This is a genomic window from Paenibacillus sp. F411, from assembly GCF_017582705.1.
GTDB lineage: Bacteria > Bacillota > Bacilli > Paenibacillales > Paenibacillaceae > Paenibacillus_AQ > Paenibacillus_AQ algicola.
In genome coordinates, this window is record NZ_JAGFIP010000003.1 from 243,870 (window position 1) to 261,674 (window position 17,805).

The window sequence follows — 17,805 nt, forward strand, 5'->3', positions numbered from 1 at the left end:
ATTGAATGCGTTTTCACCGCGGCTGAAAACAACTTCATTATAACCCTCTTCCAAAATCAATATAAAGAGGAAAGATTATGTTTTGGAGGAAAATTGGTTGCTGCTTATAGAATCCTCATCCTTATAGATTGGTAATTTGAGAGTGACTCTGGCTCCATCTGCATAAGATGCATCCACCTCAAGTCCATAAGTATCGCCGTAAGTGAGACATATCCGTTCGTGCACATTAACCATTCCAAACCCATTGAGGTGCTCTTGATCTTGCTGGAAGGACGTATTCAAACTAGCAGGCTTGAATCCAGGTCCCGTATCTGTTACTTGAATAAAGTATGTATCCCCTTCAGCATAAACTTTAATTGTAATCTGCCCTTCAGGAATACTAGATTCCAATATGCCATGAATTACAGCATTCTCAATAATAGGCTGGAGCGTTAGCTTCGGCAGCATACAGGACAGAAGCGATTCAGGCACGTCTATTGATAAATTGCATGAATGCTCAAACCGGATATTTTGAATTTCTATATAAGCCTCAACATGTTTTAATTCATCCTTGAGACTCACCATATCCCTGCCCTTATTAAGTCCAAGCTTGTAATAGGTTGTCAGCTGCTTCACGGTATGTGATATTTCAGAAACACCATGCTCAGCAGCCATAATATTAATGACATCAAGGGTATTATACAAAAAATGCGGATTAATCTGAGCTTGAAGCGTTCTCAGTTCAGCATGCTTCAGAGCTTTACCAGCTTCAAATTTATCTTTCATCAACCTCTGGATCTGCTCAATCATATAATTATAATTGTCGATCAACTCTCCGACCTCATCCCTGCCGTGATATCCCTGTATGGAGAGAAACCGCCCCTCTGGCAGCCCTTTCATTCGCTGGATAAGCTTAGTAATACGCAACGTAGTAAGATTTGCAGTATATAAGGCCATTACATAGCCGATGACAGCAATGATGAGCATAGACCACAGCATTTGTTGGTTAAGCGCTGTGATATTCTTGAGGACACTGTTCATAGGAACAATGGTTGTCAAGTTCCAGGGTGTACCGCGAATACTAGCCTGGTTAACAAGCATCTGCTGATTATCATAAGTGTATGGTTCCCAAGACTGTTCGGGTTCAATTTTGCCGAGAAAGGAGGCCGCTTTGTCGATATCTGGCGTCAAAATCCCGGCTCTTAGTAGGATATGCCCTGGTGAATGCTCCAAGAAAACCTGGCTATCTTGATGAATAATGCTATTTTCAAGTATAGAGAGGACCATCTCCTCTTCTATTTTAATTTTGATAATGCCAACCTGACGGTTTAAATTGTTCAAGTCCCAGATTTTTCTGCTCACACTCAGGTACTTAACTCCGTTTTTAACATTTTGTTCGTTAAACCAGTAGGTGTTTAGTCCTTCACGCTCCATGATCTGGTACCAGTTTTCCTGCCGAGCACTGTAATATGTAAACGTATTCACATTATCAGACGTTTGCTCAAAAGAATCCTTCATATAGAGCTCAAGCCGAAGAGAGAACCGATTCGATTCGTATTCTTGAAGAGTATTCTCAATATAAAAATAATCCGCAATTTGTTGATACAATGTGGAATACTCATTTTTAGACAGAATCGTGTTAATCCCTTTATTAAGACTGACAGAGTTTAATATCTGATCCATATACTCTGTAATGTGATGCACCCCATTAACGGCCTCATCAAATGCCTGATCTGCATTTACAATAGTCTGATTTCTTAAGATTTCAGCAGCTTGATTGTATGAAATGACCGTGTAGATTCCCAAAGGTAGTACTAGAAACAAAGTAAAGCTAATAACCAGCTTGGTCCTTAGCTTTAGATTATTGGTAATTGACCTGATCCACTGGAGTACATACATCATGACCGCGCACGCTTCTGGTATTCCGAAGGGGTCACCCCTTCCGATTTTTTGAATACTTTCGTGAAATATTTAGGATCGTTGTAACCCACTCGCTCGGCCACTTCATGCATTAGCAGTTCCTCCTGAAGAAGCGCTTTAGCCAGCTTTATTCGAGCGTTCGTAATATAGTGATTGATTGTAACTCCTGTTTTTCTTTTAAAGGCTTGGCAAATATAAGATGGTGTCAAATAAAGCTCATGCGCCATTGTGCTGACACCCAGATTAGCATCTGAAATACGATGATTGATGATATTCAATACTGCGTCTGCCGTTTCATTAGATCCTGGCTCCTTGATTTTACCGAAAATCCAAGCGGTTAGACGCTCAACATAGTGTTTAAAATGATACATAGTAGGAAATTCAGCAACCATTTCCCACAAGTATTGATGCTCCGTATCCATGTCCTCTTCATGAAACTGTTTCAGATTTAACTGGTTACTATTGATATACTCTTGTATTTCAACCAATAACATGTAAAAGAACTGGCGAACCTGGGTCACTTGCTCCACTTCAGCTTCTCTAAGTACCTCAAAAAGCTGCTGAAAAAAAAGCTCTGTCTGCTCTGGCTGGTTTTGTTTGATGGAGGAGATAATGCTCTCGATCAACTCTTCGATGTTCAGGTTTGCCAGAGACCGCTCCCTTTCACCCCGCTTTTCTTGACCCGTTACACAGGCTTCCCCCAGGAAAAAGCTTTTACCCAAACCCTTTTGTGCTGCTGCAAAGGATTGCGGGAGGTTCTTGCAATCGGCAACCCGTGTGCCGACGCTTATAAACACGGAGGTCCCATGTGCTGATGCTTGCGTTAAGAGACGCCGACACATATCCTTTATATCCTCCATACTTATCGCAGAAGCCGCTGTGCAATGTACAACAATAACATCACCCTCTACAGCCGATGGAGCGAATATCATCTTTACATGGGCCATGAGACTTACAGCTTCTTGCGTAAGTATGCTCAATACTGCATGCGTATTGTTAGCCATTACTGATAAATGCTTCGCGGCCTGGAGCTGCTTGATCAAGATCGTTACACAGGGTACATCACCGGGAAACTGCAGCTTATTCAGAGCGCTGCTTAAAGAATGTCCATTGGCAGTCTCGTTACATAGATCGTTCACAGTTTTTCTCTGCAGAAGATTCAGATCCAGCTCATTCCGTTCTTGAATAATAGACTGTGCTGTCCTGGAGAGTAACGACGTAATTTCATCTCGATCAATAGGCTTTTCAATAAAATCGATAGCCTGCAGTTGGATAGCTGATTTCAACAGCGGCTTCTCTGAGTAAGCGCTTAAAAAAATAAGCTTGGATTGTATGTTGTTCTCTCTAATTCGCTTTGCCATGTCAATCCCGTTCATCTTGGGCATCATGATATCACTTAATATAAGATCAGGCTTAAACGTCATGGCCAGCTCTAGAGCCTGCAATCCATCCGGCGCAGTTAATACCGAGGTAACTCCAATGTCACTCCATGGAATATAACGCAGCAAAAAATCTCTAGTTCTTCTTTCATCATCCACAATTAATGCTTTGATCATACCTGCCTCCCACTGCTACTGGATTGGCCTTATTCAGGGTAGCAATATTATATATAAAAAAATCATAACAGTAAACTAACTCTTTAATAAAACATACTTAATACATATTTTTAACGTTTAAGAATAAATATACCTCTCAAGTTCAGAGCAATATTTTACTTTTCTGAATAGCAGCATTTTAGTCTTGAACCCTTCACCTACTCCATGTGATCATAAGATTATTAACGCTGCAAATGTAGCGATGATGAAAGGATGTTAACCATGACAGCTACAGTGGAAATCGCAAGCTCCCCGCCAATGGGTTGGAACAGCTGGGATTGTTACGGGGCTTCCGTAACGGAAGAAGAGGTCCTAGGCAATGCAGCATATATGTCAGAGCATATGAAATCTTACGGATGGGAGTATGTTGTTGTTGATATTCAATGGTACGAACCGGATGCAAACTCTTCCATATATCGGCCATTTGTACCGCTTGCTATGGATGATTATGCGCGTTTAATACCGGCCATCAATCGCTTTCCATCCGCTGAGCAAGGACGAGGCTTTGGGCCATTAGCTGATCAAATACATGGCATGGGACTCAAATTCGGAATACATATTATGCGCGGAATACCTAGACAAGCTGTTCACGCTAACACTCCGATCTTGGGAACATCACGGACGGCGCGGGACATCGCCTCTACTACGTCCATATGCTCATGGAATACGGATATGTATGGCATCGACGCCACAAAAGAAGGAGCACAAGCTTATTACAATTCAATATTTGAATTGTATGCCTCCTGGGGTGTTGATTTTGTCAAGGTTGATGATATTTCGTTCCCGTACTCGGAAGGTGAGATTGAATTAATCCGTAACGCTATTGATCATTGTGGTCGGAATATGGTTCTAAGCTTATCTTGCGGCCCAGCTCCGCTGGAGAAAGCTGAGCACCTTAAAACACATGCCAATATGTGGAGAATGACTGCGGACTTCTGGGATCGATGGGAAGATCTATTTGACGAGTTTTATAAATGTGCGCTTTGGCAGGAGCATGTCGGTCCTGGTCACTGGCCGGATGCAGACATGCTTCCGCTCGGACACATCGCACTTCGGTCCTATGAACATGCTGTGGGAGACCGATGGACTCGCTTCACAAAAGACGAGCAGGTCACAATGATGACTTTATGGTGTATCTTTCGTTCCCCATTAATGGTCGGGGGTGAATTGCGAGACAATGATGAGTGGACACTTTCTCTTCTTACAAATCCCGAGGTATTAAGGTTAATTACGCATTCTTTCGGTGGAAAACAGCTGTTTCGGAGCGGCAGCCACATAGCATGGACAGCTAAGGACCAGGATGGTTCAATGTATCTTGCTGTATTTAATACCGGGGTGACTGCTGATTATATTGAAATCCCTTTCTCAAAGCTTCAATTAGAAGGCGTTATCCATGTAAGAGATGTATGGGAGCGAGCTGAACTGGGTCAAGCTGAACATTCCATATCCTTAAGAACACTTCCTCACGGAGCAAGATTAGTAAAGTTAACGTAGTTGCAATAGCCGCCTCAGGAGATCATAGATCTCAGGGGCGGCTTATTTTATTTCTCATTTAATACTCAGATGATCGATAGGCATGAAATCCCTGCCTTTTCTAAACTTGCCCGGTGTAGTGCCTACCCATTGTCGAAATACCTTTGAGTAATAATTACCGTTGGAGTACCCTACTTCCTTTGCAATTTGCTCAATGTTCATATCGGACTTTCGCAGTAGTTCAGCGGATTTCTCAATTCTCACGCGGTTCAAATATTCGAGCGGGGTACAGTGTATATATTTACGGAACTGCCGCAAAAAATGATACTTTGAAATCCCTGCCATGCTCGAGATCTGATCTAAGCTTTCGATGTCCTTGAAATGAATATTCATGTATTGGAGTGCACGTTCAATAAACACCGGCATCTCGTCATGTTCTTGACTGGATGGCTGGTCTCTGAGAAGGGTCATGAAAAATTGATATGCCAGTTCAGCTGAATAATATATATTTTGAATTTGCTTGTTTCTAGCTTGTTCCAGCATCTGTCTTAGGCACCTGATGATTTCGGACTCCGAGTGATAAGCTTGAACGTTCCCTCGGTCCTGAGTGACCTGATCAACCCAGCGCGAGAGCTCCTTATCCATAATCATTACATAGATAAATTCCCAATGAGACACCGACGGCTCAAAGAAATATTCGTGCTCTCCCGGGATTCTCACCATAAATGCTTCCCCGGGCTGAAGTGTATGAACAGAGCTCTGAAGCATAAGCTTACCAGACCCAGATAATGTATATTGAAAAAGAACATGGTTGGGTTCTGCTCTATGCAGACCATGCCAGCGATAGTCGGGATCAGAAAGATGCTCCCATCCTATAGATGAAATTTGTGGAAGCGGAAAAGGAGGCGTATCCGTAAACAAAAAACCATAATTTTCACGATAATTAGTTTGGTAAGAAATGATTCCCGCCTCCTTTAAATCAATCCAGAATGATAAACAGAACATGATATACAGCATTATAACAAAATTTCAGACAGGCAGGGCAGCATGCGCATGGTTGCAGACGAGCAAGAGCCGGATGGAGGGCCATCCAGCTCTTGCTCGGTATATTATTGATAAGTTACACCAAATGCTTCTAACTGCTTCTGAGTTTCCTGAATGTATTCTTCAAAGCCCGCACTCTGTACCTTGGACCTTAGATTTTCAATACCTGCATCAATATCTTCCAGATATCCAAGCACTAAAGGCACGAAATATTGATCACTGATATCCTGAATAGCGGCTTCAATAGAAGCCATGTTTCCGATTGTTTTATCCATAGAGAACAGAGCTATATTGGATGGAACTGCTCGATCCTGTGCTTCTTTCAGTACACTCTCATACACCGGGAAGGTGTCCGCAGGCGTCAAATAAAATCTGGAGTCTCTCCATCCCCATGGACAAGCTGAATCCGGCGGGAAATTTGCGCTTTCAGGGAGTGATACCAGCCTGCCGTCTGAAGAAAGCTCCCAATGCTTCCCTTCAATGCCGTAAGTCGTCAATTGGTTATACCATTTATCGTTCCGGAGAAGATCTAGCAGCATTAATGCACGCTCTGGATTTTTGGATTTGGCATTGATCGCCATGCCGTTGTTGATATATGGATTCGCAACAATTGAGTTCGTAGTGATCGGGTAAAATTCCAGTTCCCAATCCGGCTGGGATTGCTTTAACGAAGTATAAGTTGAAGAAGCTTGAAGCAGATTGTCAATGAATGCTGCACTCTTGCCATTGACAAAAGAATCTCTAGCCGGGATTTTGTTCACCATAGCATTTTTCGACCAGTAGCCGTTCGTTCTCCATTCTTTCATTTTTACCAAGTAATCCTTCAGTTCCGGAATATCGAGGCTGCTTTGCACCTGAGCTCCCTCTTCCGTCTTTACAACGGTCTGAACACCACTCTCTTTACTCAGACGATTGTAATAGCCGTTATCCACGTATACTGCCGCTCTAAGCAAATAGTTGAAATCCTGTGCTCCAGTATCCCAAGGAATCATGTCAGGCTCGTTTTTCTTGATGACATCCAGGTAAGCACCAAAATCGTCCAAGCTCTTGATTTCGTTAATGTTATACTTTTTCCGGAGGTCACCACGGACGATGTAGCCGTCAACGGTAACCTCTTTATAGTTCATGGGCAAATTGTATAGCTTTCCGTCCACCATTGCGGAGTCGAGAACCTCTTGTGGCGAATTAGCTACAGTCTGGGGCGCATACTTATTCAAATTCTCTGGTGTGATTTCATAGAAGGCTCCGTTTTTCGCGTTTTTAAAATAATCCGACCATCTAGCTGAAGAAATTAAATCGTAATCCTCTCCTGAAGCCAGGATCAAAGGATATTTCTGTGCCCAGTCTGCCCAGGAAAGAAATTCTACCTTTACCGTAGCGTTTATATCTTCTTTTAATTTTTGATTCAGTTCATCATACACGACCTGCGCATCAACGGGTGTATCGCCCAGCAGAATCATTTTCAACTCCACTTCTTCTGACAGATCAGCTTCACCTTCATTTGTGCCTCCCGTTCCTTCTTTCTCGCTGCCTGTCGATGTCACAGACCCGTTGCCTTGCTGATTGCCTTTGTCAGGACTGCAGCCAAGGATGACGGATAGTAGAAGCAAAACCGATAACAAAATACTGGCCGTACGTTTTGTTTTCATTGCATTGACCTCCCAATTTGATTTATATATATAAAATTAGCCTTAGCCAATCCTATATCAGCCTTTTACTGCACCAACTGTCACACCGCCAATAATATGTCTTTGAACGAATGGATACACAAATATGATCGGAAGCACGACCAACGCCGTCATGGCAAGCTTCAATGTTTCTTTAGGCATCTGAGGAATAGGAACACCTGACATGGAGGCCATACGGCTTAAGGCATCCATGGAGTTTACCATCTTGTAAAGATAGTATTGCAGTGGCATGAGTGACTGATCTGTAATAAACAGCATTGCACTGAAGAAGTCATTCCAGTATTGTAAAGCGATAAATAAACCGATGGTTGCCAAGGCCGGGCCAGAGACCGGTAGAATAATTTTGAAGAAAATTCGCAGCTCGTTGGCACCATCCATTTTTCCAGATTCTATAATTTCAAAAGGAATGCCTGACATAAAACTCTTCATTACGATGATATAGAAAACGTTGAGCAGCAGCGGCAGAATTAACGCCAGGAAATTATTCTTCATATCGAGATAAGAGACCATCATAATATACCAAGGCACCAAGCCGCCACTGAATACAGACGTAAAGTAAATAAAGAAGGAAAAGAAATTTCGGTATTTAAAGTCCCGTCTCGACAAGACATAACCTGTCATAGCTGTCATTAAGAGTCCGGCCGCTGTACCGACGGCCACTACAGAGAATGAGATAAAATAAGCCTGGAACAAATCCTTGGGATTCTTAAAAGCTAGTTCATAGGCCTCCAGCGACCATTCTTTAGGAATGAGAGAAAACCCGTTGCGGATGACAGATTGTTCGCTTGTAAATGATCCTCCGAATATAAAAAGTAACGGTAGAACGCACAAAACAGCAAGGGCAATGAGAAACAAATAACCAGCTGAATGGAAAAGCTTCTGTTCTAACGATCTCGACATTAGCGCACCTTCTTTCTAAAACAAAGAATAATCGGAATTGTATTTTTTAATTGTAAAATTAGTTACAAGGATAATGACCAGACACAAAACGGCTTGATAAAGCCCTGCTGCTGCTGTCATCCCGATATCAGCTGATTGAATTAGAGAACGGAATACAAAGGTATCAATGACATCCGTTTGGTTGTAAAGCAAGCTGTTGTTACCCACCACATTGTAGAACAATTCAAAATTCCCTCTAAACAGCTGTCCCACTGCAAGCAGTAACAGAATCATAATTGTCGGCATCAGGAGCGGTAGCGTAATTAACCGAATACGCTGCATAATGCCTGCTCCGTCAATTTCTGCTGCTTCATACAGACTTTTATCAATGCTGTAGATGGCAGCCAAGTAGATCAGCGAATTGTAGCCGATGTACTTCCAATTATTGAAGAACACGATGATGTAGCTCCAGCTGCTGCTGCTGCTGTAAATATCAACCGGCTCCATACCCCAATCCTTCAAGTAGTGATTAATGATGCCATATTCAAAGTTGAATAAGTTGTAGATAAATGTACCCACGACAACCCAGGAGATAAAAAAAGGAAACAGCAGCGTAGTCTGTATATACTTCTTCACAAATTTCCGTCCTATTTCCGCAATGAATAACGCTGTTGCAAGCTGTAGTATCAGCCCGGTGGCCATAAATGCCAGATTATACAAAATAGTGTTTCTCGTAATAATCCAGGCCTTTCCGCTCCTAAAGAAAAAATCGAAATTATCAAATCCCACCCAAGGACTGTGAAAGATTCCTTTGTCAAATCTAAATTGCTTAAAGGCAATGACTATACCGCTCATTGGAATGTATTGAAACACAAAGAAATAAAGAATTCCGGGCAGCAGCATTAAAAACAACAGCTTGTTTTTCTTGAGCTCGTGCATCAAACCTTCTTTTTTCATTCTCTCTCTCCCCCATACGTGACTTGGTTTCTGTACTTGTCATAAATATAAAGCGCTTTCCGGATATCGTATAGAATGAATAATTGTCACTAGGTGGAATAAATATCACTGATTCAAATCATCCATCTTATCACTGCAAATAAGGTCTTTAGCCCACCACTTGTGGGCTAAAGACCTTATGTTGATTTAGCAGCTTACTCTATTCATTATTGATCTGCAACAAATTGTACAGGGCTTGCGCCGCTTCAGCACGGGTAACCTGATCTTTAGGTGCAAACCTTCCATTCCCCTTCCCCTGAAGCAAACCGATACTGATCGCCTCCGCAACGTTCTCAAATGCCCAGTCCGAAATTTGTGATACATCCTGAAAAAGCTCTCCGCTTACTGTTGGTCCAGATGCTTCACTGTGCCCACTCTGGTATTTATACCTGTACGCTCTTACCAGAACTGCAGCCATTTCTTCGCGGGTTAAGGGCTCATTAGGTGCAAAATGGTCATTTTGTCGTCCGATAATGATGCCGAGATCAGCTACGGCAGCAGCGTGAGCTTCGTACCAAATCCCTGCCTTTATATCGGAAAAGGAGTTTGCACTGGATGGAGGCAGTTTTAAAGCCCTAGAGATCAATACCGCTGCCTCTGCTCTCGTAATGGACGCCCCTGGCTTGAACTGGAGGTTGTTTACACCCGTTATGATATGTCTAGAACTCATTAACTGAACAGCAGGAAACACCCAATGCGTTGAAGGTACATCCGTAAATATTTTGGAGTACTCGAATAAACCATGCATTCCAAACTGGTTTAAGTACAGTGCCAGACTTTCTGCGTCATTCTTTGGCTCACGGTCCATATATGCCCATATACCGCTAGTCTCATCAAAATAGTATACTCCTGTGAGGTCGGCATTGACGTGATTGCCTTCCAGCGGGAGCACCACCCGGATAGCCTCCTTGCCAGGCTTCAATGTAATCATTTTTCCGTTATTTATTAGTGAAACGTTTAATTGGTAGACTGCTCCTGCTTTTTTTACAGCGGCTTGAAAATCCGTTTTCATCAGCATCGAGACTTTCTCTGTATCCAATGGCTGTAAAGTAATTTCCAACTTTGCATTCGTATCATTCGACCGTTGCATCGCCTTGATTTCCTCCAGCCACTTACGATCCAGCGTCATTGCTGCACTACCATTATTAATGGTTAGGGAACGCCCCTTTATCTCATGGAGAGGCACTTCAGCACGACCGGTACCAGCGTTTACCTGAATCACCCAGTCATCCCGATCTATCTCAGACTCGGGCTTTACGACCACAGGCTCTGTTCCAGACGGAGGAGCAGGGATTACTGGCGGAGTTACAGGAGCTGCAGTTTGACTGAAGAAAATAGTATATACCGAGCTCACAGCAGGGTCCTCCGCCGTTACTACAATTTCTGCTGTACCCGGTATACTGGCAGGCATATTGATCTTGACTGCAGCATTTGTATCGAAGAGGACCGGGACGACTGCGGGAATATTTATTCTGCCTGCTGGCAGTAAAACCTCGTATGCCGTCCTGCCACTCTCAAACCCGGGCAGATATGAACCGTCAATAAGAATATCCGCCAATGCTGCATCCGTAGACTTGGGACGTGATTGACGAAATACAATATCATCCACATACATAGGGGTGCCTTTTTTACCATCCACGTAAAGTTCAATGGTTGCTTCTCCTGATGTAACCTTAATCTCTTTAATACTTAGCTTGGTATAACTGTTAGTCGTATCTGTCAGCTCCACCTTAGCGTCATCACCGCCATAATTTTTGACTGCCGCGTATCCGGAGTTTAGACCGTATCCCTTATGCCAGACCTCAAACTCATACAATCCATCGGGAAGGTTATACACAGTTTGAGTTACCGTCACTTTATAAGCATCACTGCTGTAGAAATTTCCAAACTGAATGCCATTGCGATGGTTAGCACCATACTGGTTATCCATTGTATAAAAAGCTTTGGTATCGCCCGAAACAGACCAGCCGGTTGGTGGATTTTTGTAACCTTTATCCTCTTCAAACCCCGGATTAAATATCCGGTTTGGCATCACAGGATACTCTATGACCTTAAAGAGAATGGCATTTGTTTGTACGGCTGCTCCTTGAAGATGAATTGTTGCAGTAATATAAGCTATCCCTGGTGATTTAGCAACGACTGTACCATCATCTTGCACAGCAGCCACACTTGTGTCACTGCTGGTGTAAGAAAGATCGGCCGCGGCAATATTAGCTGCACGCCCATCCTCAAGCCAGCCTTTAATACGGATTTTCGTCGCATCCTGTCCTGGTTCACCAAGAACTAACGTCCTTTTCTCGCTATATATCTGTGCGGATTGAACTGCAGATTGCGAAGGCGGCCCGGATTGAAGTATAACGGTTCCAAGATATGAAGGTGTTGTGCTTGATAAGTTTTCAGAACCAGACCAGCCTGTTATGGATTGTCTGGATGCAGTGCCTTGGGTGCTGTCCAACTGAACATCAAACCCGATACGATCGCCTGCAGCATGAGGAAGCTTGAATGGTATTTTAATCATGACATGAAACCCCTCATCTGTGACAGCCGTGACGGATTCTACACCTTCCAGATCCATATTTTTAAAAGGTTGAATGTCATTCATATACGAGACAATGATATGTCTATCAAAGCTGCCGTAGCTCAAGCTCTTGCTATTATCTTCATCCACAAAAAACTCAGCTGCGTCCTTCTCCCAAATTTTTTGGTTCTCGTGATTTAAGACGTAACCGGCTTTAGCTTTAACAAGCGCATACAGATAGTCATCATCCCATAATAATTGAAACGTCCCGGGCAGTGGTATTTCACCCAGCCTCAAACGCTCAATGCTAACGGGCGGGGCAAGCGTCCATAATGGATCTATGGTTTCCGCATTCATATTTGGCGTACCTTGAACTGCAGATGCCTCAAATCCCACAAGCTTCAAGGTGCCCCACACGGCAGGACTTGCATCGGATAAATTCTGAGTTCCCGACCAGCCTGTAATGGAAACACGGTTCTGAGTACCCCCCGTACTGTTGATTTGACTGTCATAGCCTAATAGGTCACCCGCCTGCAGACCTGCTTCAACAGGAATCACTGCAAGCACCTTATAATTTGTGCCCTCAGCCTCGGCAACAGTGCGAATATTGTCTAATCCTACCTGGTCGAAGTTTTTAATGCTGTTTTCATAGTTCACAATAATATGACGATCTTCAGATCCATAAGAAAGCCTTCTGGATTTTACCGGATTTACAAAAAACTCAACGGAATCATTTTCCCAGATATTCTTATTTACTGCATTCAGCGCAGTATCTCCATAAACCTCCGCCAAAAGATACAAGTGGTGATGGTCCCACATCGCTTTGAGTGTACCTGGAGTTATGGAATTCCCCATCCGAAGCTGATCAATGTTTACAGCCGGCACCTCATTCCACTCTGAATCAATGATCTCACTTATAGTAGGCGTACCCATTATGGCTTCGGACTCGTATCCGATCAATTCAAGCTCTCCCCATACTGATGGAGTCTGATCTGATTGGTTCTGAGTTCCCGACCATCCACTGATCGACTGGCGAGAAGGGCTTCCGTTCGTACTATTGACCTGAACATCCATACCCAGGATGTCACCAATACGCGGTGTATCCGTGAACGGAATCTTTACTTCAGCAACATAGCCATTGTTAAGCAGTGAGGCAGCGGAGTCCATACCTGCAGTACCCAATACATCAAAGGCTTGAATTTGATTTTTATAGTCCATGATGATGTGTCTGTCATTGTCGTCATACGTCGGGGATTTTGAATTATCATGATCGAGAAACACTTCTACACTGTCACGATTCCAAAGGTCTGATGACTCTGCATTCAAGCTGCCGTTCACCGGAACCTGTGCCAGGATGTACAAATATTTCTGATCCCACATCATACGGAAAAATCCCGTATTCGATGAGTTACCCAGTCGCAGCTGATCACTCTTAATCATCGGTGCTTTTTCCCAAGCGGAATCAATCAGGCCATCTATAGCTGCAGTCCCCATAATGGCTTGTGCTTTATATGGAGAATCCGAAGAAGGAATCTGATACAAATATTGCTTGCCAAACACAATATGATCAAAATATATCCATTGCTCACCTATTGCTTGAGATGTGAACTTAATTTCTGCTTTTCCTGTTGTTACCTGAATATTTTTGATGGAAACTTTAGTCCATTCATTACTTTCCGGAATTTCCACAACCTGATTTTCACGTCCATGACCTGAGACAGACATCACCGCTTTTTCCTGTCCGCCACTAGACTTCACCCAAGCACTCAGAGTGTATTCTCCATCCTCGAGACCACTGATTTCTTGAGAGGTCTCTACATAATAATTTTCTGAGCTTTGATGAACAGCATATCGACTACCAAGCGCTGCTCCCAGCGGATTATAGACTTCCCGTCGTGCTTCACCCTGTTTCAGTTCTAGTCCGGGAGCCTCTTGAACAGAAAAAGCATTCTCATCCCCAGCATTAGACCACTCCTGAACAGACGAGTCTTGTTGCTCTTCAAAACTCCAATTCGCTGCACGGTTGCGGTCCACAAACACGATATCTTCCGAGGTTTGATCTGTCATGATTCCCGCTTCATTTAAACTGGTCACAACCTTCCCATTAATGACAAGATGGTCAAATACTAGATGGGACACTTTGCTGTCGGGGGCTTCCGAAGAAGGAAGACCGCTGATTAAATTACCACTGGAAGGCTGGTCAATCCGCAAGTCTTTAAAATACATATGCTCTATTTTCCCAAAATCTTTCCCGTTCGCAAATTGAGTCTTCGTAATGCTTAATCCAATGAAGCTTTTGGAGCTGCCATTAAACTCCTCCACCCTTACATCCTGTATCATAAAATTGCGAAGATCGCCTGGATTGCCGCCTCCATGCAGTGCAAGAATGACATGACCATTGTTGCCCCCATGCGTATCATAATGGATGACGTCAACATTGTTTACAGACACACGATCCGCATACTCTCCGTTCCAGCTAATAAGCAGGACCGATCCGTTCTTATGCTGCCAGGCAACCACGTCCTGGACATCCAGATAAGAAATACCTTGACCAATGTCAATGGCATCATCCGTTCCAAAAAAGAAGATGTCACGAACTGTACTGTTTCCGATCGGATGAATACCATCGGAATTGTGTCTCCAGCCAATCATTTTAATATTGTTATATACATTTAGATCAGCCGGATCTTCAGAGATTCCTGTATAGTTTGCAAGATTAAAACCCGGAGTATCGACAAGCGTTGGTCCATCCACATGAAAGTCATGAATGTTACGGAATACAAGCAGACCATCGACGCCCCACTTGCCGTCGTGTTTTTTATTCTCTCCCGAAATTATTCCTCGGCCCAAAATGGAGATGTTCCGCTGACCGTTACCTGTAAAGGATCCTTTAACGTAAGCACCGGGAGCAACATATATGGTCTGATTTGATCTCAAGCTGTAGGTCTTGTTATCTCCTAAATCATGGATCCCAGGCTCGAAATAAAGAGTTTTTCCTTCCGTCAATGCGTTATCCTGATCCAGATTGTGTGAACCGGATTCATATACCAGCACATGAGGATCCTGCTTATTCGGTATTAATTGCGGGTCCTCCGGAGGATCGGCGAAGATAAACATTTTATTCTTCAGGTCGCCGTCAAATTCTACAGATACTTTAGCGGGATTGTCTAGTGTAAATCGAACGGTATTGCCGTCTATAACCGGCGTAATGCCGAGATCCAAAGGCCTCACTACCGCTTTCTTCACAGGATCACCTGTCAACCTGGTCACTTCAATAGTGACAGGGCCATCTTCCATCGCAAAGCTAGTCCAGGAAGCATTATCTCCTTGTCCAGAAGTATACGTATCCGGATAATGATTAACACTTTGGTAGGTGTATGAATTCTTTCCGTTCACCATTACACTATAATAATTTGATGCAGGCAGTCCTTCCGGTGCCGGATACAAGGATATCGCCTCATGAAGAGGCGGCTGAACTGAAATTTCTTCTTCTGCAGCCTGTAGCTCGGCTGGCGTCCAAGGAAGCAAACTTACAATAAGCGCAATCACTAGCCATCGCACAAGCCCAGGCGCCCGTTTTTTCATTCTTGACATGTTTTCATCTCCCTGTAATTTTGTTAATCTACTAACCTTGGACCTCCCTTTTTATCATGGTATTTGGAAATGTGCTTTTTGTTGCTTTGTATGCGTTATCATTTCCAGCTTAGAACAAACATTAATATAAGGTTTCCGGTACTTCAATAGTAAATAAACGCTTATCTATTAGTCTTTTATTGCTCTGCAGGATTCATGAAAGTAACTTCCTAAGACCTGATTTCACTAACAAATATTCCTCCTCTTCCTATGATTTCTCCTCAATATGAATAAATAATAAAATCAGTCTCAAAGAGCTTGTGTATAAGCTATTGACGAAAGTTCAATAAGAAAGGCCGAAGCCACAGATTTATCTGCGGTGCGGCCTTTTCTTTTTTGATGAAGTAATGCAATTCCTAGAAATGTAAGTACGGATTAAAAATCAACAGCTGGTTTTTTCATCAAATCTTTTTGCTTTGTGGTGTAGAAATTATAAACGTCTTTCTTTAAGAATACGTCTGATTGTTTCTCTGAAGTAAACCACTGGTTATGGAATTCCAGAATCCGTTCACCACCGGACTTTACAAAAATATCCTCTGCATCCTTCAAGGCTTGATCTACCGTATAGGAAGCTCCGCTAACGATAGATTTATTCCTAATATCAGTAATTGTTTTGTTCATCGTCGACCCGATTTGATTGAGCTCTTTGGGCATTTGAGGCATGTAATTTCCATAAGTCAAAAAGCTCGGCTTGTGATCCCCGTTTAAATAAAATTCAGCAGCATCATTAGCAATTTGAATAAATGCTTCATCCATCGGATCTTCCGGATTTAACGTGCTGACGAAGTCCCGGCACGGACCGAATTCCATTTCTGGATACAGCCATTCAAAATACAAGCGATTCCATCCCACTTCTTCTGTATAAAGCGCAGAATCCAGGCTTTGTGGACATCCGTTCTCTCCGAGCTTCCAATGCTTGTCTTTAATTCCATAGCTCATTGTAATTCCAGTAGAATCTTTAATCAGAAAGTCTATATATTTCATGACCGCTTCCGGATTCTTCGCTTTGGAATTCACCATCACAAACATTTCAAAAGGTGGATTTAAATAAATCATATGTTTTCCAGTTGGAGACTCAGGAATTGGCATGGTCTGATAGGACCCATCAGGGTTATTGTTCTTAAAGGTTTTAAAAGTATCATACCCCATTGCTCTGGCTCCCTGATTAATAAAGGTGATGCCGAGCTTGCCATTCAGAAAATCTTGCTTTTCCTTATCCCCGCTAACATCGGTCAGGAAATCCTTGTCAACCACATTGTTATCGTACAGCTTTTTCATAAAACTCAGCGCCTGGCGGCTTGGCTCGTCATCTCTCGTTAGCTTGCCTTCTGTTTCATAATAGCTGGTAACGCCGAAGATATCATTGATCAGATTCCGGCTATTTTCGGATAACCCAATCCCATAAGTATCAGCTTTGCCGTTACCATCGGGATCTTCCTTCGCGAAAGCCTCTGCGACAGCGTATAGCTCCTCTGTCGTTCGTGGCATTTCAAGTCCGAGTTTTTTCAGCCAGTCGTCACGGATCACCATAATCCGGTTTGTTTTTAACCCGATAACACGAGTAAACTGATACATATTTCCGTCTGACTTGGTAGCTACCTTTTTAATTTCAGGATACTTTTCCATCAGCGCTTTGTATTCTGTGCTGTATTTCTCAATCAGCTCATCAATCGGCATCACCAGCTTCTGATCGATCAGTTGATTGATATATTCGTCACCAAAGGTCATGATGAGGTCCGGCGCATCCCCTGAAGCAAACAATGCATTATATTTTTCAATGCGCTGTGCCACAGGAATGTTCATAAATTCCACTTGAACAGGCGCATTCTCATTAATCCATTCCGTCCAGAAATTTTGCTCACCTGTACCCTGGCTGGTTGGAATGACTCCGAAATCTACAAAAGGGACTGTAATTGTAGGCTTATCCGTTGCTGCCTCGTTGTCTTTCACCGTTGGCGAAGGTGAATTGGCTTCATTCTGTGAACAGCCTACAAGCAGAAATGCGATCATAAGTACAAATGCCAATACTTTACTCAAAGAGACTGCCTTCCTTTTCAATTGCCCCACTCCTCATAGTGTA

The 17,805-nt window shown here is 43.0% G+C and carries 9 protein-coding genes; 1 reads left to right on the forward strand and 8 read right to left on the reverse strand.

Annotation, left to right across the window (positions count from 1 at the left end):
* Nucleotides 1–75 precede the first annotated feature (75 nt).
* Both JJQ72_RS05240 and JJQ72_RS05245 read right to left on the reverse strand, forming a co-directional pair.
* Nucleotides 76–1,881: a sensor histidine kinase gene (locus JJQ72_RS05240; RefSeq protein WP_208202976.1), complete on the reverse strand. Its 1,806-nt coding sequence runs from the start codon at nucleotides 1,879–1,881 to the stop codon at nucleotides 76–78.
* Nucleotides 1,878–3,455 (reverse strand): response regulator, encoded by a 1,578-nt coding sequence (locus JJQ72_RS05245; RefSeq protein ID WP_208202977.1) that lies wholly within the window; start codon nucleotides 3,453–3,455, stop codon nucleotides 1,878–1,880. The genes JJQ72_RS05240 and JJQ72_RS05245 overlap by 4 nt, the downstream gene beginning before the upstream one ends.
* A gap of 261 nt (nucleotides 3,456–3,716) precedes the next feature.
* On the opposite strand from JJQ72_RS05245, the gene JJQ72_RS05250 reads away from it, so the two are divergent.
* Nucleotides 3,717–4,988 (forward strand): glycoside hydrolase family 27 protein, encoded by a 1,272-nt coding sequence (locus JJQ72_RS05250; RefSeq protein WP_208202978.1) that lies wholly within the window; start codon nucleotides 3,717–3,719, stop codon nucleotides 4,986–4,988.
* Between the two features lie 54 nt (nucleotides 4,989–5,042).
* On the opposite strand, the gene JJQ72_RS05255 is transcribed toward JJQ72_RS05250, so the two are convergent.
* The 6 genes from JJQ72_RS05255 to JJQ72_RS05280 form a co-directional block, all read right to left on the reverse strand.
* Nucleotides 5,043–5,984: a helix-turn-helix transcriptional regulator gene (locus JJQ72_RS05255; RefSeq protein WP_208202979.1), complete on the reverse strand. Its 942-nt coding sequence runs from the start codon at nucleotides 5,982–5,984 to the stop codon at nucleotides 5,043–5,045.
* A gap of 92 nt (nucleotides 5,985–6,076) precedes the next feature.
* Entirely contained in the window at nucleotides 6,077–7,660 is a 1,584-nt protein-coding gene (locus JJQ72_RS05260) for an extracellular solute-binding protein (protein WP_208202980.1), read from the reverse strand.
* Nucleotides 7,661–7,717: 57 nt separating this feature from the next.
* Nucleotides 7,718–8,599: a carbohydrate ABC transporter permease gene (locus tag JJQ72_RS05265; RefSeq protein ID WP_138225122.1), complete on the reverse strand. Its 882-nt coding sequence runs from the start codon at nucleotides 8,597–8,599 to the stop codon at nucleotides 7,718–7,720.
* A gap of 15 nt (nucleotides 8,600–8,614) precedes the next feature.
* Nucleotides 8,615–9,535 (reverse strand): ABC transporter permease, encoded by a 921-nt coding sequence (locus JJQ72_RS05270; protein WP_138225121.1) that lies wholly within the window; start codon nucleotides 9,533–9,535, stop codon nucleotides 8,615–8,617.
* 199 nt (nucleotides 9,536–9,734) lie between these two features.
* Nucleotides 9,735–15,686, reverse strand: a complete 5,952-nt coding sequence (locus JJQ72_RS05275; protein WP_208202981.1) for a sugar-binding protein — start codon at nucleotides 15,684–15,686, stop codon at nucleotides 9,735–9,737.
* Nucleotides 15,687–16,100: 414 nt separating this feature from the next.
* The gene (locus JJQ72_RS05280) at nucleotides 16,101–17,762 is read right to left on the reverse strand and encodes an extracellular solute-binding protein (protein ID WP_208202982.1); all 1,662 of its coding nucleotides are present in this window, start codon (nucleotides 17,760–17,762) and stop codon (nucleotides 16,101–16,103) included.
* Nucleotides 17,763–17,805: the final 43 nt, after the last annotated feature.

Excerpts from the sequence above, each read along its gene's own strand:
- JJQ72_RS05275 (WP_208202981.1), bottom strand. The coding sequence starts at position 15,686 with ATGTCAAGAATGAAAAAACGGGCGCCTGGGCTTGTGCGATGGCTAGTG.
- JJQ72_RS05265 (WP_138225122.1), bottom strand. The coding sequence starts at position 8,599 with ATGTCGAGATCGTTAGAACAGAAGCTTTTCCATTCAGCTGGTTATTTG.
- JJQ72_RS05255 (WP_208202979.1), bottom strand. The coding sequence starts at position 5,984 with ATGCTGTATATCATGTTCTGTTTATCATTCTGGATTGATTTAAAGGAG.
- JJQ72_RS05245 (WP_208202977.1), bottom strand. The coding sequence starts at position 3,455 with ATGATCAAAGCATTAATTGTGGATGATGAAAGAAGAACTAGAGATTTT.
- JJQ72_RS05260 (WP_208202980.1), bottom strand. The coding sequence starts at position 7,660 with ATGAAAACAAAACGTACGGCCAGTATTTTGTTATCGGTTTTGCTTCTA.
- JJQ72_RS05250 (WP_208202978.1), top strand. The coding sequence starts at position 3,717 with ATGACAGCTACAGTGGAAATCGCAAGCTCCCCGCCAATGGGTTGGAAC.
- JJQ72_RS05270 (WP_138225121.1), bottom strand. The coding sequence starts at position 9,535 with ATGAAAAAAGAAGGTTTGATGCACGAGCTCAAGAAAAACAAGCTGTTG.
- JJQ72_RS05240 (WP_208202976.1), bottom strand. The coding sequence starts at position 1,881 with ATGATGTATGTACTCCAGTGGATCAGGTCAATTACCAATAATCTAAAG.